General features: G+C 72.4%; 20 protein-coding genes. 8 read left to right on the plus strand and 12 right to left on the minus strand.

Going from position 1 to position 15,222, the window contains the following annotated elements; genetic code table 11:
- On the minus strand, window positions 1–1,147 hold a 1,147-nt coding region (locus DKL51_RS21600), incomplete at its 3' end, for an FAD-dependent oxidoreductase (RefSeq protein WP_124812423.1).
- 101 nt (window positions 1,148–1,248) lie between these two features.
- On the opposite strand from DKL51_RS21600, the gene DKL51_RS21605 reads away from it, so the two are divergent.
- The gene (locus DKL51_RS21605; protein WP_185734875.1) at window positions 1,249–1,824 is read left to right on the plus strand and encodes a TetR/AcrR family transcriptional regulator; all 576 of its coding nucleotides are present in this window, start codon (window positions 1,249–1,251) and stop codon (window positions 1,822–1,824) included.
- A 52-nt stretch (window positions 1,825–1,876) separates the two neighbouring features.
- Here DKL51_RS21605 and DKL51_RS21610 read toward each other — a convergent pair whose 3' ends face one another.
- From DKL51_RS21610 to DKL51_RS21620, 3 genes are read right to left on the minus strand one after another with little or no spacing between them, the layout of a single operon-like run.
- Window positions 1,877–2,779 carry a sulfurtransferase gene (locus DKL51_RS21610; protein WP_109943221.1) on the minus strand — a complete coding sequence of 301 codons (903 nt, stop codon included), beginning with the start codon at window positions 2,777–2,779 and terminating at the stop codon, window positions 1,877–1,879.
- Between the two features lie 48 nt (window positions 2,780–2,827).
- Window positions 2,828–3,274: an imidazolonepropionase-like domain-containing protein gene (locus DKL51_RS21615; RefSeq protein WP_109965017.1), complete on the minus strand. Its 447-nt coding sequence runs from the start codon at window positions 3,272–3,274 to the stop codon at window positions 2,828–2,830.
- Window positions 3,275–3,277: 3 nt separating this feature from the next.
- Entirely contained in the window at window positions 3,278–4,045 is a 768-nt protein-coding gene (locus tag DKL51_RS21620; RefSeq protein WP_109943219.1) for an SGNH/GDSL hydrolase family protein, read from the minus strand.
- 395 nt (window positions 4,046–4,440) lie between these two features.
- On the opposite strand from DKL51_RS21620, the gene DKL51_RS21625 reads away from it, so the two are divergent.
- Window positions 4,441–5,769: a hypothetical protein gene (locus tag DKL51_RS21625; RefSeq protein ID WP_109965018.1), complete on the plus strand. Its 1,329-nt coding sequence runs from the start codon at window positions 4,441–4,443 to the stop codon at window positions 5,767–5,769.
- Between the two features lie 65 nt (window positions 5,770–5,834).
- Here the strand turns inward: DKL51_RS21625 and DKL51_RS21630 are convergent, their stop codons facing one another.
- From DKL51_RS21630 to DKL51_RS21645, 4 genes are read right to left on the minus strand one after another with little or no spacing between them, the layout of a single operon-like run.
- Window positions 5,835–6,974, minus strand: a complete 1,140-nt coding sequence (locus DKL51_RS21630; RefSeq protein ID WP_109965019.1) for a PD40 domain-containing protein — start codon at window positions 6,972–6,974, stop codon at window positions 5,835–5,837.
- Entirely contained in the window at window positions 6,971–7,501 is a 531-nt protein-coding gene (locus tag DKL51_RS21635; protein WP_109965020.1) for a SigE family RNA polymerase sigma factor, read from the minus strand. The genes DKL51_RS21630 and DKL51_RS21635 overlap by 4 nt, the downstream gene beginning before the upstream one ends.
- A gap of 58 nt (window positions 7,502–7,559) precedes the next feature.
- On the minus strand, window positions 7,560–7,955 hold the full coding sequence (locus tag DKL51_RS21640) for a hypothetical protein (protein ID WP_243420667.1): 396 nt from the start codon (window positions 7,953–7,955) through the stop codon (window positions 7,560–7,562).
- A complete protein-coding gene (locus DKL51_RS21645; RefSeq protein WP_109943215.1) occupies window positions 7,952–8,143 on the minus strand; it encodes a hypothetical protein in 192 nt (63 codons plus the stop codon). The genes DKL51_RS21640 and DKL51_RS21645 overlap by 4 nt, the downstream gene beginning before the upstream one ends.
- Window positions 8,144–8,356: 213 nt before the next feature.
- Here DKL51_RS21645 and DKL51_RS21650 point away from each other — a divergent pair, with 213 nt between their 5' ends.
- The 6 genes from DKL51_RS21650 to DKL51_RS21675 all read left to right on the plus strand — a co-directional run bounded on the left by DKL51_RS21650 (window position 8,357) and on the right by DKL51_RS21675 (window position 12,809).
- Complete coding sequence (locus DKL51_RS21650; RefSeq protein WP_109965021.1) at window positions 8,357–9,160, plus strand: helix-turn-helix domain-containing protein; 804 nt, start codon at window positions 8,357–8,359, stop codon at window positions 9,158–9,160.
- Window positions 9,151–9,333, plus strand: a complete 183-nt coding sequence (locus tag DKL51_RS21655; protein ID WP_109965022.1) for a DUF397 domain-containing protein — start codon at window positions 9,151–9,153, stop codon at window positions 9,331–9,333. The genes DKL51_RS21650 and DKL51_RS21655 overlap by 10 nt, the downstream gene beginning before the upstream one ends.
- A gap of 82 nt (window positions 9,334–9,415) precedes the next feature.
- Window positions 9,416–11,185 (plus strand): proline--tRNA ligase, encoded by a 1,770-nt coding sequence (locus DKL51_RS21660; protein WP_109965023.1) that lies wholly within the window; start codon window positions 9,416–9,418, stop codon window positions 11,183–11,185.
- A 55-nt stretch (window positions 11,186–11,240) separates the two neighbouring features.
- A complete protein-coding gene (locus DKL51_RS21665; RefSeq protein ID WP_109943211.1) occupies window positions 11,241–11,660 on the plus strand; it encodes a CBS domain-containing protein in 420 nt (139 codons plus the stop codon).
- A gap of 67 nt (window positions 11,661–11,727) precedes the next feature.
- The gene (locus DKL51_RS21670; protein WP_109943210.1) at window positions 11,728–12,153 is read left to right on the plus strand and encodes a SufE family protein; all 426 of its coding nucleotides are present in this window, start codon (window positions 11,728–11,730) and stop codon (window positions 12,151–12,153) included.
- A 20-nt stretch (window positions 12,154–12,173) separates the two neighbouring features.
- Window positions 12,174–12,809, plus strand: coding sequence for a DsbA family oxidoreductase (locus tag DKL51_RS21675; RefSeq protein ID WP_109943225.1), 636 nt, complete (start codon window positions 12,174–12,176; stop codon window positions 12,807–12,809).
- Between the two features lie 71 nt (window positions 12,810–12,880).
- Here the strand turns inward: DKL51_RS21675 and DKL51_RS21680 are convergent, their stop codons facing one another.
- From DKL51_RS21680 to DKL51_RS21695, 4 genes are all read right to left on the minus strand, one after another.
- Window positions 12,881–13,429 carry a YbaK/EbsC family protein gene (locus tag DKL51_RS21680; protein WP_109943209.1) on the minus strand — a complete coding sequence of 183 codons (549 nt, stop codon included), beginning with the start codon at window positions 13,427–13,429 and terminating at the stop codon, window positions 12,881–12,883.
- A 70-nt stretch (window positions 13,430–13,499) separates the two neighbouring features.
- A complete protein-coding gene (locus DKL51_RS21685) occupies window positions 13,500–13,694 on the minus strand; it encodes a hypothetical protein (protein WP_109943208.1) in 195 nt (64 codons plus the stop codon).
- Between the two features lie 37 nt (window positions 13,695–13,731).
- The gene (locus DKL51_RS21690; protein ID WP_109943207.1) at window positions 13,732–14,511 is read right to left on the minus strand and encodes an SDR family oxidoreductase; all 780 of its coding nucleotides are present in this window, start codon (window positions 14,509–14,511) and stop codon (window positions 13,732–13,734) included.
- Window positions 14,512–14,606: 95 nt separating this feature from the next.
- A partial coding sequence (locus DKL51_RS21695) for an MFS transporter (protein ID WP_148097822.1) occupies window positions 14,607–15,222 on the minus strand: 616 nt, incomplete at its 5' end.

Below are 15,222 nucleotides of genomic sequence, written 5' to 3' on the forward strand. Positions count from 1 at the left end.
CCCGCTGCGCCAACCCGGAGAGCCGCAGGGCGAGCCGGTGCCGGGCGGACGGCATCGCGGAGACCGTCCGGAGCAGCAGGTCGCGCAGCGGACGCCCGGCCGGCGGCATGGTGGCCAGCCGGGTCAGCCGGTCGGCGAAGCCGGCCACCTCCTCGGCGAGCGGCCGCCGGGCGAGGGCGTACTCGTCGAGGAGCGTGTCGGGCTGGCCGGCGAGCACCTCGGCGAGGGTCTCGCCGAGCGCGACCGCGTCGCCGATGCCGAGGTTCATCCCCTGGCCACCGGCCGGGCTGTGCACGTGCGCGGCGTCCCCGGCGAGCAGCACCGGCCCGGCGCGGAACGTCTCGGCGACCCGGTGATGGATGCGGAACCGGGAACCCCAGAGCAGCTCGGTGACCCGGTCCGGTCGCCGGGCCGGTCCCCGCTCGTCCAGTAGGGCCTGGAACCGCTGCGCGTCGGGGTCGCGGGGCGCGTCGGGGACGGTGGCGACCAGCCGGACCACGCCGTCCGGCAGCGGCGCCCAGACCAGCGGCCCCTGCCGGGCGAGGAAGAGCGCCACCTGGTCGCGCGGCAGCACGCTCTCCACCCGCACGTCCGCGAGCAGGAACGACTCCCCCCGGTCGGCCGGCCCGGCGAACTGGATGCCGGCCAGCTCACGCACGGTGCTGTGCATGCCGTCCGCGCCGATCACCCAGCGGGCCCGGACCGTCGCACCGTCGGCGAAGTGGACGGTCGCGCCGGCGGCGTCGGGGGTCAGGCCGGTCATCTCGTACGGGCGGAGCACCCGGCCGCCGAGCGCGGTGAACCGCTCGGCGAGCACCGCCTCGGTCTGCGCCTGAGACACCAAAAGCGCGTACGGGTAGCGGGACGGCAGCGTGCCGAAGGGGACGGTGAGCAGCACCCGGTCCCGGTCCCGAACGGTGAACCGCTGCGAGGGCAGCCCCCGAGGCACCAGCGGCGCCGCGACGCCGATCCGGTCCAGTACCTCCAGCGTGTGCGCATGCACCACGGCGGCGCGGGAGGTGACCGGGGGCCGGTCCAGCCGGTCGACGACGGTCACGTCGACACCGCGCTGGGCCAGGGTCGCCGCCACGGTGAGGCCGGTCGGCCCGGACCCCACCACCAGGACGTCGGTGCGCTCGGGCAGCATGGCCCACCTCCAAATGTCAACAACTGTTTGCCAACGCTTGTTGACTATACTAGGCACCGCCGAATGTCGATGTCAACGAGCGTTGGCCTACAGTCGTGGACATGACTGCCGCACCCCGCGCCCGCCGCTCGGACGCCACCCGCGCCGCGATCCTGCGCGCCGCCCGCGAGCGGTTCGCCGCCGACGGGTACGACCGGGCCACCATCCGCGCCATCGCCGCCGAGGCCCGGATCGACCCGTCCATGGTGATGCGCTACTACGGCAGCAAGGAGGGACTCTTCGCCGCGGCGGTGGAGTTCGACCTGCGCCTGCCGGCGCTGACTGAGCTGCCCCCCGAGCAGCTCGGCGGGCTGCTGGTGCGGCACTTCCTCGACCGCTGGGAGGGGGACGAGACGCTGGCGGCGCTGGTCCGCACGGCCACCACCAACCCCGGAGCGGCCGAGCGGATGCGAACGATCTTCGCCGAGCAGTTGGCCGCCGCGATGTCCGGGCTCGGCGACCCGACCGAGGCCCCCCGCCGGGCCGGGCTGGTGGCCAGCCAGATCCTCGGACTCGCGCTGACCCGGTACATCATCCGGCTGCCGCCGGTGGTCGACATGGACCCGGCCGAGCTGGTCGCCTGGGTCGCCCCGACCGTCCAGCGCTACCTGACCGGCCCGACCCCGGCCTGGGCATGACGAACGGCCGCGGTCAGTTGCGACCACGGCCGTTCGCTGGACGGGGCGGTGATCAGCCGGCGATGCCGCCCGGCTGGTCGCCCTTCACGACGGGGGCGCGGACCAGGTTGCCCCACTCGGTCCACGAGCCGTCGTAGTTGCGCACCTGCGGGTAGCCGAGCAGGTGGTGCAGCACGAACCAGGTGTGGCTGGACCGCTCGCCGATCCGGCAGTACGCGATCACGTCGTCGCTCGGGCTCAGCCCGAGCTGGTCGGCGTAGATGGCCCGCAGCTCGTCCGGGGACTTGAAGGTCCCGTCGTCGTTCGCGGCCGACTTCCACGGCTTGTTCACCGCGCCCGGAATGTGGCCGCCGCGCAGCGCACCCTCCTGCGGGTAGTCCGGCATGTGCAGCATCTCGCCGGTGTACTCGCCGGGCGAGCGGACGTCGACCAGCGGCCGACCGGCGGCGACGTGTGCCATCACCTGCTCCCGGTACGCCCGGATCGGGGTGTCGTTCCGCTCCGGCACCCGGTACTCGGCGCGCGGGCGGGTCACCTTCTCCCGGGTCAGCTCGCGCCCCTCGGCGATCCACTTCTGCCGGCCGCCATCGAGCAGCCGTACGTCGGGGTGACCGAAGAGGGTGAAGACCCAGAGGGCGTACGCGGCCCACCAGTTGAAGTTGTCGCCGTAGAAGACCACCGTGTCGTTGCGGCCGATGCCCTTGGCGGCGCAGAGCTCGGCGAAGCTCTTCGCGTCGAGATAGTCCCGGGTCACCTGGTCGTTCAACTCGGTGTGCCAGTCAACCTTGACGGCACCCGGGATGTGACCGGTGTCGTAGAGCAGCACGTCCTCGTCGGACTCCACCACGACGAGGCCCTCGTCGCCCAGGTGTTCGGCCAGCCACTCGGTGGTGACCAGCCGCTGCGGGTCGGCGTACGACTGGAGGCGGGGATTCGGATCGCTCGGCACAGGCATGATCCCCAAGGTACGCCGGAATCCGCCGGGACGGCCCGGCAACGCAGGTCAGGCGCGGCGATGCACGAGCCGACCCGCGACCACGGTGGCCAGGCAGGTGCCGTCGTCGGCGAAGACGGCCAGGTCCGCCCGGCCACCCTCGACCACCGTCGGGGGCCGGACGGTGTCGAGCATCACGACGCCGTTCCGGATGGCCGCCGCGCGCAGGTCCGGGTCGGTCACCTGCGCGGCCAGCACCGCGGTCGCACCGGTCCGGAACAGGGCGTGCACCCGCTCCCGCGGGGTCGGTGCGGCGGGCAGCGGCCCGTCGTGCACCAGCGCCGGCCCGAGGGTGCCGGCCCAGCGGCGGACCCGCACCTCGGGGTACGCGTCCACCAACTCGTCCCGGGGACCGATCGCGGCGATCCGGTCCCCGTCGACGAGGACGGCCGCGTCGGTGGTCGGCGCCTCGTCGAGGGTGCGCCGCAGCAGCGCGGCGGCGTGGATGGTACGCACTGGTCAGTCGGTGATCGGGCCGAGCACCGGACGCTTCGCGGTGATCGTGTCCCCGGAGGAGCGACCGGTCAGCCGCCGCTTGATCCACGGGGCGAGGTGCTGGCCGGCCCAGCGCAGGTCGGCGGCGCGGGCCGCCAGCCACGGAGTCGGCGCCGGGTTCGGCGGCACCATCAGCCACTCCTCGTCGCAGCCGACCCCGAGCGCGGTGAGCACCTGCGCGGCGACCCGCCGGTGCCCGGCCGGCGACAGGTGCAGCCGGTCGGTGCTCCAGAGCATCGGGTTGAGGTAGGTGCTGTCGGCGTACAGGTCGACCAGGATCGCGCCGTGCCGCTCGGCGACCTCCCCCACGACGCGGTTGAGCAGCGCCACCCGGGGTGCCACGAGACGCTGGCCGGGCAGCCGGGCCATCACGTCGGCGAACCGGAAGAGGAGCACGTCCGCCCCGCCCGAGCGCAGCTCACCCACCACGTCGTCGAACCGGGCGACGAACGAGTCCGGGTCGAACGTCCGGCGCAGCACGTCGTTGCCGCCGGCGGCGAAGCTGATCAGGTCGGGCTTCATGGCCAGCGCGGCCGGCACCTGCTCCGCCACGATGTTGGGGAAGAGCCGACCGCGGATCGCCAGGTTGGCGTACCCGAAGTCCGGGCCGGCCTCGGCGGCGAGCCGGGTGGCCACCAGGTCGGCCCAGCCGCGGTAGGTGCCGTCCGGATACGCGTCGTCCATGCCCTCGGTGAAGCTGTCGCCCACCGCCACGAAGCTGCGCCAGCGCACGCCGCCTCCCTCGTTCGTTGCCTGCGGCGACCAGTCTGGCATCGGAGGGCCGACGGATACACCCTGCGTGTACAGACGTGGCGTGGCCCACGCTACCGATGGACGTCACGGGGCAGAAATCGGGCGCTCGGGCGGAAATAATGACGCGCGATTCGATCGGAAGTCCTCAGTGGAGGATGCCCCGATCCCGTCGGACCCGAGCGAGGACGCACGCCATGACCGAGGGACCGCCCTCCGTTCCCCCACCGGGAAGCCCCGGACCGTACGCTGCACCGCCCGCCCATCCGGTACCGACCGGGCCGCTGCCCTACGCGCCGCCGGCGGCGTACGCTCCGCCGCCACCACCAGGGGGCAGGCGATCCCGACGCGGCCTGTGGATCGGGCTCGGTGCGGCGGTGCTGGCCCTGGTCCTGGCCCTGGGCGCGGGCTCGCTGATCGTGCTGAAGTCGTACCTCGACGAGCAGAACGACGCCTCGGCCGCCGCGCTGGACGACAAGTACAACCCGATCCGGCAGGAGAAGATCGAGGCCCTGCTGGCCGAGCACACCAAGGCCCTCACAGACGGGGACGAGAAGGCGTTCCTCGTCCCGTTCGACCCGACGAACAAGGGCCTGGTCGGTGAGCAGACCAGCCTGTACCGGAATCTGAGCAAGCTGCCGCTGGCCGACGTCCGCTTCACGTACCGCCACAAAAGCGACTTCCGCCCGATGGGCGGCGGGCACGAGGTCGACGTGACGGTGGCCTTCGTGCACCGGTTCGACGGGTTCGATGCCGGCCCGGTCGAGGAGTGGTACCAGTGGACGATCGTGCAGACCGACAAGGATGCCCCGCTGAAGGTCACCCGGGCCGGCGGCCTCCCGGAGGAGCGCAAGCGGGACGCGATCACCCACTACCCGGCCCCCTGGGACAAGTGGCGGGACATCCACGTCGAGCGGACGCCGCACACGCTGCTGATCGTCGACGCGTCGCTACGGGCGGAGGCGCAGCGGTACGCCCCCCTCGCCGAGCAGGCCGCGGCGGAGGACCTGGCCGCCTGGCGGGCCGGCGGGGTGGCCGGCAAGACGCCATCGGGCTTCGTCCTCTCCCTGGTCAAGGGTCGTACAGAGCTGGGTTCCCTCTACCGGACCACCAAGGAGACCCCCATTGAGTCGGGGGTCGCGATCCCGGTGCCGCCGGAGGGTGTGCTCAGCGGCGACGAGAACAGCCCCGTGGTCGGGGCCATCCGGGTGGTGATCGACGTCCGCGACAAGTACCACTTCACCAGCGGCACCTGCGAGCGACAGCTGGACCTCTTCCGGCACGAGATCGGCCACGCCCTGGTCGGCACCCTCACCGCCCGCGCCCCGGGCTCGTATCTGCCCGGCGAGCGGGAGAAGTGGGTGGTCGAGGGGTTCGCGGAGTACCTGGGCCACGGCCGGAAGCCCTGGCTGACCAGCGAGCGTACGGCCAACGGGCGGGCGGTGATCCGGGAGATCGGCTATCCGACCTCGCTGCCGGGCAGCCAAGACTTCGACATGGAGGGCCGGGGCGACTTCTACTACTGGCTGGGTCACTCCGCGATCGGCTTCATGGTCGAGCGGTACGGGGAGCAGAAGATGTTCCAGTTCGTGGCCGAGCACTACCGCAGCAAAAAGATCGACGAGGTGACCCGGGACGTCCTCGGGGTGTCGTACGAGGAATTCGAGAAGGCGTGGGCCGCGTACCTGAAGGCCGAGGTGCACTGAGTGCGCGGGGGCCGGACGGGCGACAAGCGCTCCTCCGGCCCCCGCGGGCGGTCAACGACCGGCGGTCAGGGCACGTACGCCAGCAGGGTCATCGCCCGCACGTCCTGAGGCTCCTCAACCTCCCCGACCCGGCGGAAGCTCGAGTCCAGCACCACGATCCGGCTCCCCTGCCGCACCAGCACCGTGCCGTCCGCGGCGAACTGGATGCTCTTGACCGTCCCGGCGACAGGGAGCTTGACGACCTTGCTGGTGATGGTGTCGACGACGGTGAAGCTGTCGTCCCGACGGGACGGGTCGGTGCCCACCCAGCCGATCGAGACGTACCGGCCGTCCATCGAGACGCTCCGGGCGCGCCAGCCGTCCCACTTCCAGGCCTGGTCCTTCGGCGGGTCGTAGTGGTAGCTGTGCAACTGGTTCTCGTCGGCCACGTACGGCTTGCCCTCACTCACCGCGGCCAGCCACCGTCCGTCGGCGGACCAGCACCGGTTGGTTTCCTGGCCCGGGTCGCCGTCGAACGGCTTGCCGGCCACCATGTCGATGAGCACCGAACGGACGACACCTTCCTGCACCATCAGCCGGTCGCCGCCCTGCCAGACCAGCGCGTTGCTGCCGAGGCAGAGAACGCCGGTGAGCAACTTCCGCTTGCCCGAGCCGTCGGTCGAGGCGGTCATCAGCGTGCCGGTCATCCCGTCGGTGGTGTCCTGCACCCAGGCCAGCCGCTTCCCGTCCGGGGAAACCGTGATCGTGTTGGCGACGCAACGGTCCGGGGCGAGCGGGATCCGAGCCCCCACGTCGTCGGAGTCACCCCGGACCGCGTGGATCACCGCCTCCCGATCGGCCAGCTCCAGGTAGTAGCGGTTGCCGGCGAGCGCGGACGACGGTTGGGCCGGGGAGGTGCTGGGCTGGATGGTCGGCTCGGTGGGGCCCGAAGCGCTCGGCTCCGGGATCGGGGTGACCTCGACCGGCGACGGGCTGCTGGTGATCGACGGACCGGCCGGGGCGGGCGTGGGCGCCTGCCCGTTCGGCCGAACCGCGAGGGCGGTCCCGGCCGCGGCGGCGAGCAGCACCACGGCGGCGGCCGACGTGGCCACGGCACGCTGGATGCCGAGCCGGCGGGAGGTACGCAGGGCCCGGTCCCGCAGGTCGACCGGGGTCACCTCGCCGGCCAGGTCGGCCAGGTCGAGCCGGAGGCGGTCGTGGTTCATCGAGCGGTTCCTTCCATGACGTACAGCTCGGCGAGTTCCGGGGCGACGATGCGCAGCTTGGCGAGGGCTTTCGAAGTCTGGCTCTTGACGGTGCCGACGGTGACGCCGAGCAGGTCGGCGGCCTCGGCCTCGGTGCGGTCCTCGAAGAACCGCAGCACCAGCACGGCCCTCTGCTTGGCGGAGAGCTTCGCCAGCGCGGCCCGCAGGGTCAGCCGGAGGGTGGTCTGGTGGGCGTGGTCGGGGGCCGAGTCGCCTCCGCGCGGCTCGGGCAGGTCGCCCGGCATCGACTCGGGTACCCGGCGCCGCCGCCACCAGGAGACCTGGAGGTGGTACATGGTCTTGCGGGTGTACGCCTCGGCGTTGCCGCTGTCGTGCAGCCGGTTCCACGAGCGGTGGGTGCGGGCCAGCGCGGACTGAACAAGGTCCTCGGCCAGGTACTGGTCACCGGTCAGCAGGTAGGCCGAGCGCAGCAGTGCGGGGGTGCGGTGACGCACGAATGAGTCGAACTCAGTCAGGAGAGGGTCCACACGAGCCGATCCTTGGGTCAGGTGGTGCACCAGTGTGATGCCTCCTCAGACGCCACCCTCATCCGTCGAGGTTGCCGTCGTGGTCGCGGAAAGTTCGAGCGCCACCGATCGGATCACCGGTCGGTGGGTCGACCAACCCCCTCCGGTACGGGCCCCAGGCGACGAACCGCTCGAACAGCTCCCTGGGGGTCGGACCGTCGTGCGGGTTCAGCCGGAACAGGTCGTGGCTCGCCTCGTGGTAGAGCCCGGACAGGTAGATCGCCAGGTCGACGGGCCTGGTGTCGTACTCGACCCGCAGCAGGAGGCGGGCTTCGGCGCACGGCCACGGCAGCCCGCAGGCCCGGCACACCCAGAGCGGGCGGATCGGCAGGTGCGGCGGGTGGCCCGGCGGGTACGCCCGCGGCCGGTCGGGGTGCGGCCCGAGGCGGGGCACCGGGAACTGGCCGGAGATCACCAGCGCCCTCCGTTGGCCCGCCACTCCTGCGCTCGGGTCAGCCACCCGGGACGGCCCGGCTCGATGGTCGGGAGAACCCGGGTCGGCTCGCGCATCCAGTCCGGCAGGTTGGTGCCCCGATCCCGGCGGGGCAGGGGTGGCGGCGGCGCGGCCAGCCGGCATCGGAACCAACGGATCGGGTTGCGCATCTCGACCTCCTCTTCGTACGGGCCGGGGCCGCCCGGTGTCGGGATCACGGGCGGCCCTGGAGCGGGCCGGACGGGAGGCGGCCCGCTGGGTGACAGTCTGGTTAGGACACAACTACGCTCGGAAGGCATCGACGCCGGTCGTGGCGGGGTCAGGTCGGCTGATCCGTCCGCGGCGAGAAGCCGTGGAGACGCCGGGAGAATCGTGGAGGAAGCGTGGAAGGTGAGCCGACCGCGGAGCTGATCCGGACACAACTCCGGCGGCTGCGGCTGAACGCCGAGCTGAGTCAGGAGGAGTTCGGGAAGCTCGTCCACTTCTCGGGCTCGCAGGTATCCGCCGTCGAGCTGGGCCAACGGCCGCTCGATCGGTTCTTCCTCAAGCGGGCCGACGAGGTGCTGGGGACAGGCGGCCTGTTGACGTCCCTGCTCAAGCTGGCCGAGCGCGACGGCCAACCGAGCTGGTTCCGGCCGTGGCTGGAGGCGGAGCGACAGGCGCACCAGTTGCGCTGTTACCAACCGAGCCTGGTGCCCGGCCTACTCCAGACCGAGAACTACGCCCGCGCCATGATCCGCACGGACGACATGCTCAGCGATGACGAGGTGGGGAGGCGCTTGGCGGTCCGGATGGACCGACAGTCGGTCCTCGTCCAGCCGAACCCACCCAAGTTCGTGGCAGTGATCGAGGAAGCCGTCCTTCGGCGAGCGGACGAAGGTTTCCGAGGGCTGATGACCGAGCAGATCGTGCGTCTGATCGAGTGCAGCGATCGGTCACAAATCAGCATCCACGTCATTCCGGACGAGGTCAGCCTGCACATCGGACTAACCGGGCCGTTTACCCTGGCCCGAGGTGGAGACGGCGGATGGATCGGATACCTGGAGAACCAGCTCGGCGGCACAGCGATCGACAACGACGACGACGTGGCTATCCTCCTGTCGAGGTGGGAGAGCGTCCGCAGTGAGGCACTGTCTCGCCGGCAGTCGATCGAGCTGATGAAGGAAGTGATGACGTCATGGAGCTGATCGGCGCCACCTGGCGCAAGTCCACCCGCAGCGGCCAGAGCGAATGCGTTGAGGTGGCCGACAACCTGGCCGGCGTCGTCGGCGTCCGCGACAGCAAGGACCCGACCGGCCCGGTCCTCACCTTCGAGCCGCACACCTGGCGCGCCTTCATAGCCTTCGCCAAGCAGCACTGACTCGACATGCACCAAACGGGCCGCGCGGCGCGCGTACCGAATTGAATCGCCGCCTCCCCGGTACCGGTCGTAGGCTGCGCCAATGCTGCTTCGCATGTCGACCCTGCTGCTCCGGACCCTGCGCGAGGACCCGGCGGACGCGGAGGTGCCGAGCCACCGGCTCCTGCTGCGCGCCGGCTACATCCGCCGCGCCGCACCGGGCGGCTACACCTGGCTGCCGCTGGGCAAGCTGGTGCTGGACCGGGTCACCGAGGTGATCCGGACGGAGATGCTGGCGATCGGCGACCAGGAGGTGCACTTCCCGGCGCTGCTGCCGGCCGAGCCCTACCGGATCAGCGGCCGGTGGACCGAGTACGGCGACGACATTTTCACCCTGGCGGACCGGAAGGGGGCCGAGCACCTGCTCGCGCCGACCCACGAGGAGATGGCCGCGCTGCTGGTGAAGGACCTCTTCACGTCGTACCGGGACTTCCCGGTGACGCTCTTCCAGATCCAGACGAAGTTCCGGGACGAGGCCCGGCCGCGGGCCGGGGTGCTGCGCGGGCGGGAGTTCCTGATGAAGGACGCCTACTCGTTCGACCTGGACGAGGCGGGACTGCAGGCGGCGTACGACCGGCACCGGGAGGCGTACCAGAAGATCTTCGAACGGCTCGGGCTGGACTTCACGGTGGTCCACGCGATGTCCGGGGCGATGGGCGGTTCGGCGTCGGAGGAGTTCCTGGCCCCCACGCCGGTCGGCGAGGACGACTTCGTCGGCTGCACCGCCTGCGACTACGCGGCGAACACCGAGGCGGTGGTGACCCCGGCCCCGGCCGCCGGTGACCTGGACGCCCACCCGGCGATGGAGGTGCACGACACCCCGGAGACGCCGACCATCGCCTCCCTGGTGGAGCTCGCGAACACGCGCGGCCTCGGCGGCCGGCGGGACTGGACTGCCGCGGACACCCTGAAGAACGTGGTGCTGACCGTACGGCGGCCCGGTGTGGAGGAGTCCGAGCTGCTGGTGATCGGGCTGCCCGGTGACCGGGAGGTGGACCTGAAGCGGGTGTCGGCCGCGCTGGCGCCGGCCACCGTGGAGGTCTTCACCGACTGGGCGGAGCAGACGGAGCTGGTCCGCGGCTACATCGGGCCGCAGATCCTGGCCAAGCTGGGTGTCCGCTACCTGGTCGATCCCCGGGTGGTGCCCGGCACCGCCTGGCTGACCGGGGCGAACGAGCCGGGCCGGCACGCGGTCGACGTGGTCTGCGGGCGGGACTTCACCCCGGACGGCACGATCGAGGCGGCCGAGGTGCGCCCGGGCGACCCCTGCCCGGCCTGCGGCACCGGTGAGCTGACCATGCGGCGGGGCATCGAGGTGGGGCACATCTTCCAGCTCGGTCGCCGCTACACCGACGCCTTCTCCGTCGACGTGCTCGGCCCCGCAGGGAAGCCGGTCCGGCCGACGATGGGCTGCTACGGCATCGGGGTGTCCCGGGCGGTGGCGGCGGTCGCCGAACAGCATCACGACGACCGGGGACTGGTCTGGCCGGCGGCGATCGCGCCGTGCGACGTACACCTGGTGGCGGCCGGCAAGGGGCCGCAGCTCGACGCGGCGCTCGACCTCGGCGGGCGGCTGGCCGCCGCGGGCCTGCGGGTGCTGGTGGACGACCGGACGCACGTCTCGGCCGGGGTGAAGTTCACCGACGCCGAGCTGATCGGCATCCCGCGCGCCGTCGTGGTCGGCCGCCGGCTCACCGACGGGTACGTCGAGCTGCGCGACCGGGCCGGCGGGGAGCGGGTCGAGGTGCCGCTGGACGGCCTCGTCGAGCGGCTGGTCGACGAGGTACGCGCGGCGCGCGGCGCCGGGGTGTAGCGGACGCGCCACCGGGTACCGCTTTGTCATCGACCGAGGTGTTTCGGAGGCTCTCATGTACCGGGTCAGCGACGTGATGACGAAGCAGGTGGTCTACCTGCCGGCGGAAACCACCCTGGACGAGGCGGCCAGGGTGATGAAGGAGTCGGACATCGGCGACGTGGTGGTCACCGACGGCGCCACCCTCGCGGGGATGCTGACCGACCGGGACATCGTGGTGCGGGCGGTGGCCGAGCGGGCCGACCCGGCCAGCACCACCATCGGCGAGATCGTCACCCGCGAGGTGGTGATGATCGAGCAGCACTCCACGGCGAGCGAGGCGGCCGCGCTGATGCGCGAACGCAACATCCGCCGGGTCCTGGTGTGCGACAACGAGCGGAAGCTGGTCGGCGTCGTCTCGCTGGGCGACCTGGCCATGCAGCTCGACCCGAACTCCGCCCTCAGCGACATCAGCGAGGCCGCCCCGAACGCGTGACTCCGCCGACCCGGTGCCCTCCCGCCGACCCCCGAGGGCACCGGGTCCGCGGCGGTAGCCTGACGGGATGCCCGAGATGCCGACCAAGCTGGCCGAGATCGTCGACGAGTTCGCCGGTGCGCCCCGCGACGTGGTGCTGGAGATGCTCCTGGAGTACGCCGACGTCATCCCGCCGCTGCCAGCGGAAATGGACCGGGAGGGCATGGAGCAGGTGCCCGAGTGCCAGACGGCCTTCTTCCTCCGCGCCCAGGTCAACCCGGACCGGACGGTGATCACCTGGTTCGACTGCCCACCCGAGTCGCCCACCACCCGAGCCTTCGCCGGCATCCTCGCCGAAGGGCTGGCCGGGGCGAGCGCCGAGGAGGTGCTGGCCGTCCCCGAGGACCTCTACCAGCGGATGGGGCTGGCCCAGGCGATCAGCCCGCTGCGGGTACGCGGCGGCACCGCGATCCTGGCCCGGCTCAAGCGCCAGGTCCGGGAACAGATCAGCTGATTGACGGGTTGGTGCGGATCATGGAGATCGAGATCTACGCGGACGTGGTGTGCCCCTGGTGCTGGATCGGCAAGCGCCGGCTGGAGCAGGCCCTCGCGTCGTACGACGGCGAGGTAACCGTCCGCTACCGGCCCTTCCAGCTCGACCCGACGCCGGTGAGTGAGCCGAAGCCGCTGGTCGAGGCGCTGGGCGAGAAGTTCGGCGGCCGGCAGCGGGCCGAGGCGATGGTCGCGCAGGTGACGCAGGTCGCCGCCGGGGTCGGGCTGACGATGGACTACGACCGCGCGGTGCAGGCGAACACCTTCGAGGCGCACCGGCTGGTCCGGTTCGCCACCGAGCGGGGTCGGGGCGCCGAGCTGGTCGAGGCGCTCTACCGGGCGCACTTCGCCGACGGTGTGGACGTCGGCGCGAAGGACGCCCTCGTCGCGATCGCGGCCGAGGTCGGCCTGGACGCGTCCGAGGTGCGCGAGTACCTCGACTCTCCGCTGGGCCGCCGGGAGGTGGCCGCCGACCTGACCACCGCCCACCAGATCGGGGTGACCAGCGTGCCGACCTTCGTGCTGGCCGGCAAGTACGCGGTCACCGGAGCGCAGGAGCCGGAGACGCTGCTCGCCGCGCTGACCGAGGTCGAACGCCGGGAATCCGGGGCGGCCTGATCCGGCCCAGCCCCGGCGGGCATCGACGAGCGTGATGTTTCACGTGCAACCACATCGACGCCCGTGACGAGCTAGGCCGCCCTGGCCAGCCCCTCCACCACCGACGCCCCGGGCAGCGCGCCGAGCGCCGGCCCGGGCAGCGCGATCTTGCTATGCCGTACGCCGGAGCCGATGATCACGTGCGGGGTGGCGATCACCCGGGAGTCGACCAGGATCGGCCACTTCTCGGGCAGCCCGATCGGGGTGATGCCGCCGTACTCCATGCCGGTCAGCTCGACCGCGTCGGCCATCGGCGCGAAGCTCGCCTTGCGCACGTTCAGCAGCCGGCGGACCACCCCGTTCACGTCGGCGCGGGTGGTGGCCAGCACGATGCAGGCCGCGTACCGGGTCTCCCCCTCCCGCTTGCCGGCGACCACCACGCAGTTCGCCGACACGTCCAGCCCCACCTCGTACGCCGCGCAGAAGGCGGCGGTGTCGGCCAGCTCGGCGTCGATCGGTGCGACCAGCACGTCGTCCACGTCGACCGGCGCGTCGGCGGGCCACTGCTCGATAGCGGCGGCGACCGGCGGCGCCAGCAGGTCCAGCCGGGTGCGGGCCGGTTCGGTCTTCAGCGTCCCCATCACGGATGCGATCCTCGCATCCCGGACTCCGGCCCGCTCGGCGGCGGGTCGACCCGCCCGCCTGCCGGCGTCAGCCGCCGGTGAGGAAGCGGTTGTCCCGGGCGAAGGCCCGCTCCTCCGCCACGATGCTCTGCTCGGCCCGCAGCGCCTGGGCCCGGTTTGCCTCCAGGTCCTCCATCCCGTGCCGCACGCCGAGCCGGATCACGCCGTAGAGGAAGACGAAGCCGAACACGTAGAAGATGACCGAGGTGACGAGAACCAGCATGGGGTCACCGTAGGGCGGGGCTGAACCGGGAAAGTTTTCATTTCCGGCCGGTTCCCCCGTACGTGTCGGCGAGGTGGTCCGCCCAGGTCCGGGCGCCGGTCGGGGTCGCCGTGGTGGTGAGCCCACCGGCGCGCAGGGCCCGGCCGACCCGCCCCGGGATCCGTACCGGCAGCAGCGGGCGGCGGGAGTGCCGGGCGGCCCGCCAGGCGCGTACCGCCTCGTCGAAGCGGAGCACCTGCGGGCCGCCGTACTCCTCGATCGCGTACGACGGGCCCGCGGTGAGCATCGCGGCGAGCCGGGCCGCCACCTCGACCGGATCGACCGGTTGGGCGAGCACCGCCCGGTCCCCGACCACCGGGCCGAGGCGGCTCGACCGATCCAGCAGCTCCTCCAGGAACTCCGGGAACTGGGTCGCCCGCAGGATGCTCCAGGGCACCGGCCCGGCCTTGACGACCTCCTCGGCGGCCAGCTTGTGCCGGTAGTAGCCGAACGACACCCGGTCGATGCCGACGATCGAGACGTACACCAGGTGCCGCACCCCGGCGTGGCCGGCGGCGACCACCAGCCGGCGGGTGCCCAGCACGTCCACCTCGTGGGTACCGCGCTGCGGCGCGGACGCCAGGTGGAGCACCGCGTCCACACCGGTCACCGCCTCGGCCAGCCCCTCTCCGGTGGCCAGGTCCGCCGCCACCCACTCCGCCCGGTCGTCGTGCCGCGGGTGCCGGCTCATCGCCCGCACGGTGACGCCCTCTTCGGCCAGCCTCGGCAGCACCGCCCGCCCGAGCCGTCCGCTCGCCCCGGTCACCAGAACCCTCATCGACCGCCCCTCTCCCCGCTGTCCGCCCCGATGACGAGACGACCCGGCGGTCCGTGACCGCAGGATCGCTCACGTCGGCGGGCCCGAGCGGGCGATCACGCGGAACGGGGCAGCACCACCCGGCCGGCGAGCAGCACGCCGAGCAGCCCGCAGCCGGCCGCCACCGCCAGGGTGGCCGCGTAGCTGCCCGGACCGGGGGCCGTACCGGCGGCCAGCACCGCGCCGGTCAACGCCAGCACGGTGGCCGCGAACAACGAATCGCCCAGTTGCAGCGACGAGCTGTTCCGGCCCTGCTCCTCGGGGGCGGAAAGCGCCAGGGTCAGCACCGACAGGGACGGGTAGAGCACCCCCATGCCGAGCCCCGCGGTGGCCCAGCCCAGCACGGCGAACGGCACCGGCACCGCCGGCAGGACGGCCAGCGCGACGGTGGCCGTACCGGCCGCGATGCAGCTCAACCCGATCCGGGGCAGCGTCGCCGCGGACCGCGGGGCCTGCAGCCGGCCCTGTAACCAGGAACCCACCGACCAGGAGACCGCGCCGACGGTGAGCACCAGACCGGCCGCCGTCGGCGAGAACCCCCGCTCCCGGGAGAGGATCAGCGGGATGACCACCTCCGCCCCGGCGAACGCCGCCGAGGCCAGGCCGCGCAGCCCGATCACCGTCGGCAGCCCGCGGCGGGCCCGCAGGAAGCCGGCCGGCAGCAGGCGCGGG

The sequence above is a fragment of the Micromonospora globispora genome (genome assembly GCF_003857015.1).
Classification (GTDB): Bacteria; Actinomycetota; Actinomycetes; order Mycobacteriales; family Micromonosporaceae; genus Micromonospora; species Micromonospora globispora.

What these genes read in the sequence shown, in the direction of transcription:
- DKL51_RS21605 (WP_185734875.1), top strand. Translation starts at nt 1,249, where the DNA reads ATGACTGCCGCACCCCGCGCCCGCCGCTCGGACGCCACCCGCGCCGCG.
- DKL51_RS21610 (WP_109943221.1), bottom strand. Translation starts at nt 2,779, where the DNA reads ATGCCTGTGCCGAGCGATCCGAATCCCCGCCTCCAGTCGTACGCCGAC.
- DKL51_RS21630 (WP_109965019.1), bottom strand. Translation starts at nt 6,974, where the DNA reads ATGAACCACGACCGCCTCCGGCTCGACCTGGCCGACCTGGCCGGCGAG.
- DKL51_RS21645 (WP_109943215.1), bottom strand. Translation starts at nt 8,143, where the DNA reads ATGCGCAACCCGATCCGTTGGTTCCGATGCCGGCTGGCCGCGCCGCCG.
- DKL51_RS21655 (WP_109965022.1), top strand. Translation starts at nt 9,151, where the DNA reads ATGGAGCTGATCGGCGCCACCTGGCGCAAGTCCACCCGCAGCGGCCAG.
- DKL51_RS21660 (WP_109965023.1), top strand. Translation starts at nt 9,416, where the DNA reads ATGCTGCTTCGCATGTCGACCCTGCTGCTCCGGACCCTGCGCGAGGAC.
- DKL51_RS21665 (WP_109943211.1), top strand. Translation starts at nt 11,241, where the DNA reads ATGTACCGGGTCAGCGACGTGATGACGAAGCAGGTGGTCTACCTGCCG.
- DKL51_RS21670 (WP_109943210.1), top strand. Translation starts at nt 11,728, where the DNA reads ATGCCCGAGATGCCGACCAAGCTGGCCGAGATCGTCGACGAGTTCGCC.
- DKL51_RS21675 (WP_109943225.1), top strand. Translation starts at nt 12,174, where the DNA reads ATGGAGATCGAGATCTACGCGGACGTGGTGTGCCCCTGGTGCTGGATC.
- DKL51_RS21680 (WP_109943209.1), bottom strand. Translation starts at nt 13,429, where the DNA reads ATGGGGACGCTGAAGACCGAACCGGCCCGCACCCGGCTGGACCTGCTG.
- DKL51_RS21685 (WP_109943208.1), bottom strand. Translation starts at nt 13,694, where the DNA reads ATGCTGGTTCTCGTCACCTCGGTCATCTTCTACGTGTTCGGCTTCGTC.
- DKL51_RS21690 (WP_109943207.1), bottom strand. Translation starts at nt 14,511, where the DNA reads ATGAGGGTTCTGGTGACCGGGGCGAGCGGACGGCTCGGGCGGGCGGTG.